Raw genomic sequence first — 3,009 nt, 5'->3', positions numbered from 1 at the left:
TCTAAACTACATATGTAGCAAGAAAGTAGAGCTTGGTGACGATGCCGCACAACCCCAGCACTGAGGCGCCGACGCCGACCAGAACCGTCCAGTCGCTCTCGGGCGTGGAAGTCGGCGTCGTCGGAGTCGCGGCGACGCGTACCCAACCATGCAGCGAATGGACGGCGATGGACGACTACGCCGGGCTGATCTCCGATCACACTCCGCTACGCGCAGTACGACTCCCACTACCCCACACCGATGCTCGCAGCTTGGTGTCACGGATCACCAACCTGCCGCAGCCCGTGTCCTCGGTGTTCGTCGTCGGATTGGGGTCCTCGGAGTCAGCGACGGTGCAGCGACGCGTCGCCGATCATGGCGGGCCCCTCGTGATCACCGAACTCGACCTCATCACCGTGGCCCTGGCTGCCGCGGCGATGGGAACCCTGCGCGACTTGGGCATCGGGCCGCGCAAGGGACGCATCGTCGTGACCAATGCCGAATGCGCACCACGGCTCGGCCCAACGATCCTCGCGGCCTACGGCGGAGCAGTGACCGGGTGGCGTGAGCGTGACGCGGCTGCCTATCCGCTGTGCCGGGTGATGTTCCACAACGACGTCCTCATCGACCTCGCCGGCACCACACCCCGTAGTGTCGCGCCCGGCCGCATCCTCACGACGCCATCGTCGTGGTTCGACTACGGCAAGCTCGTGCTCCCCGGTCTGCTCAGCGCCATGTGCGGTTGGGGTGAAACACGTTTGACGCTGGACACGCTCGCGTGTTGCGCGCGGGCACTCGCCCTTGTCACACCATTGGGTGACGTCCTACCCAGTTCTGATCAGCGACTCCTCATTCCCGCCATCACCCGACAGATAGCCAGAACGTTGAGTCTGCCAACACTTGACGAATGTGCCGATGCGCCATGACCGCCCGTGCCTCGACATAGCCACCTGAATCACCCAACCGCAACTCTCACCTGCATCTCGTCAAGGAAGACACGATGACCGCCGACATTCTCTCCAAGATCGCCACCACGCATCCAGACATCACCGCCTGGGTTGACGACGTCGCCGGCCTCACCACACCCGACCAGATTGTGTGGTGCGACGGATCCGACGACGAATGGCGCACCCTGACAGGGCTTCTCGTCAACAGCGGCACCTTCGTGCGACCGCCCCGCAAGCCCAACTCCTTCTGGTGCGCCTCAGACCCCGAGGACGTCGCGCGCGTCGAGGACCGCGAAATTCGTAGCACACCGATTCGCTCGAGATTTCCACGAGATCGCTTCCATCTGTGCAGACGGCCCGATATGGTTGGCCTCTGGTGGACGAGAACTGGGACGGCATCGCAGATTGGTATGCAGCGCTGGTGCGTAACAGTTCCCCAATGCACGGGTTCTCCCTCGACATCCTCCTATCGGCGCTTCCGCTGACCCTCGAAGGGATGGACGTTCTCGACATCGGATGCGGGGAAGGTCTGATCACCCGCGCCGTCGCGGCACGTGGGGCCACGGCGCTGGGTGTGGACCCGACCGCTGCGCTGATCGAGCATGCGCGAGCCGCCGAGCGGACGCATCCAGTGGGAGCCACGTACCGGCGGGACGACGGGGCAACGCTGTCGAGCGTGGAAAGCGGGACGACGGACTGGGTTACCGCTGGCCTGTCGCTGAACAACATTCCCGATCTCGACTCCGCCTTCGGATCGATCAGGCGCGTCCTCAAACCCGGAGGGAGACTGGTGTTCACCGTCCCGCATCCGTGCTTCGATGCGCCACGCAGCGAGTCGGTCAGCGTCAATGGCACTCCTCGCCGGCTGGTCGGCGATTACTTCGCGGAGGGGCTCTGGCGAACGGCCAACCCCCAGAGCGTCCGGCGCGCCGGAAACTACCACCGCACCATCAGTACCTACGTCACCACCCTGATGGACCACGGCTTCGCGCTGGAGCTACTGGCTGAGCCTGCTCCCGACGACCAAGTGCACGACACCAATCCGCACCGCGCCGGGCTCCCGCCATTCCTGTTGATTCGCGCCGCTGCCCCCACGATGGGTTACCTTCCCGGGCGTGACGAAGACGAACAGGGCCATGAATGCGATGTTGATGAAGTAGATCGCCTCGACCAGGCCAACAGAGCGCCCACGGCCAATGCACGACCCCGGCCGGTACTGACCCCGGTGATGAAGAACGTTTTCAATGCCACGACCGACAACCTGCACCAGAATCGACGCTCTATCGATTAATATTGACGTACTGCAGAGAAGTTCTCGAGGTGTGCAGCCGACCTCCGGTAGCGGACTATTACCTGAGCTGATGCGCCATGTCTCGGTCAAAGCCGTTCGGCCACAGTGAATTCTCCGAGTCGAGACGTCCACACCTGACTGGACGGGCGGTCGACATCTAAGTTAGGTGCCGTCGACGCGCTGATACAGCGCGCCGCATGGAGCGTGTAATGGTCAGTGCCGCCAACAAACCGAAGAAGCTGATGACGATCGGCTGGCGTGCCGCCTGGGTGATGTCGCCAACGCTCACTTCGATGCGCGCAGGCCAGTTACCCATCTGGCCATCGACAACGATGTGGGTTCTTGCGAGACGGATGCGGCCAAGTGTGTAGGGAAATTCGCCGACAGGTGAGACAACTTTCATGATTTCGGTGGTCCTACTCGTGGGGCTACGGGCTCTCGCCGGTTGGGTTTCTCGGAAGCTAACTGGATTGCTTGGTAGACGGCTCTTTGACTGATGGCTGCAAGTGGCTCCTGGTCGCCGCTATGTCGTTGCGCGTATGCCACTGTGGCATCGTCGAGCACGGCCCCGTCGATGTTTCGGTATGGCTGTGCTGCCCCGCTGAGAATGAGGCAGTCGCAGGCGATCTGCCGTTTCGCGCCGCTCTCCTCGATGGTGATGCCGATGATTCGCGGCCGTCCGTGAGTGGCCGTGATGCGGCTCGTCACTATGACATCAATCCGGGTATCGGCATTGATCGACGTGGAAGCACCTGATCCATCGGTCATTACGGTGATTCGGGAGGGTGGGCG

Annotated in this window: 3 protein-coding genes and 3 pseudogenes; 3 read left to right on the top strand and 3 right to left on the bottom strand. The window is 62.7% G+C overall.

What is annotated here, in order from left to right; genetic code table 11:
• Positions 1–41 precede the first annotated feature (41 nt).
• From ACRDUX_RS25145 to ACRDUX_RS25135, 3 genes and pseudogenes are all read left to right on the top strand, one after another.
• The gene (locus ACRDUX_RS25145; RefSeq protein WP_526417624.1) at positions 42–905 is read left to right on the top strand and encodes a hypothetical protein; all 864 of its coding nucleotides are present in this window, start codon (positions 42–44) and stop codon (positions 903–905) included.
• Positions 906–979: 74 nt separating this feature from the next.
• Positions 980–1,411, top strand: coding sequence for a hypothetical protein (locus ACRDUX_RS25140; RefSeq protein ID WP_526417622.1), 432 nt, complete (start codon positions 980–982; stop codon positions 1,409–1,411).
• Positions 1,366–1,719 (top strand): annotated as a pseudogene (locus tag ACRDUX_RS25135) (class I SAM-dependent methyltransferase); the annotation flags it as partial. The gene ACRDUX_RS25140 and the pseudogene ACRDUX_RS25135, both read left to right, overlap by 46 nt.
• A 312-nt stretch (positions 1,720–2,031) precedes the next feature.
• Here the strand turns inward: ACRDUX_RS25135 and ACRDUX_RS25130 are convergent.
• The 3 genes and pseudogenes from ACRDUX_RS25130 to ACRDUX_RS25120 form a co-directional block, all read right to left on the bottom strand.
• Positions 2,032–2,109 (bottom strand): annotated as a pseudogene (locus ACRDUX_RS25130) (F0F1 ATP synthase subunit C); the annotation flags it as partial.
• A 265-nt stretch (positions 2,110–2,374) separates the two neighbouring features.
• Positions 2,375–2,620: a hypothetical protein gene (locus ACRDUX_RS25125; RefSeq protein ID WP_526417620.1), complete on the bottom strand. Its 246-nt coding sequence runs from the start codon at positions 2,618–2,620 to the stop codon at positions 2,375–2,377.
• Positions 2,617–3,009: pseudogene (locus ACRDUX_RS25120) on the bottom strand (hypothetical protein); the annotation flags it as partial. The pseudogene ACRDUX_RS25120 and the gene ACRDUX_RS25125, both read right to left, overlap by 4 nt.

The sequence above is a fragment of the Mycobacterium sp. genome, from assembly GCF_050701675.1.
GTDB lineage: Bacteria > Actinomycetota > Actinomycetes > Mycobacteriales > Mycobacteriaceae > Mycobacterium.
The sequence above is the reverse complement of the archived record's forward strand: the minus strand, read 5'-3'. Positions and strand labels throughout refer to the sequence as shown.

Bases quoted from the DNA above. Each gene is read 5' to 3' on its own strand.
- ACRDUX_RS25145 (WP_526417624.1), top strand. From the start codon at position 42: ATGCCGCACAACCCCAGCACTGAGGCGCCGACGCCGACCAGAACCGTC.
- ACRDUX_RS25140 (WP_526417622.1), top strand. From the start codon at position 980: ATGACCGCCGACATTCTCTCCAAGATCGCCACCACGCATCCAGACATC.
- ACRDUX_RS25125 (WP_526417620.1), bottom strand. From the start codon at position 2,620: ATGAAAGTTGTCTCACCTGTCGGCGAATTTCCCTACACACTTGGCCGC.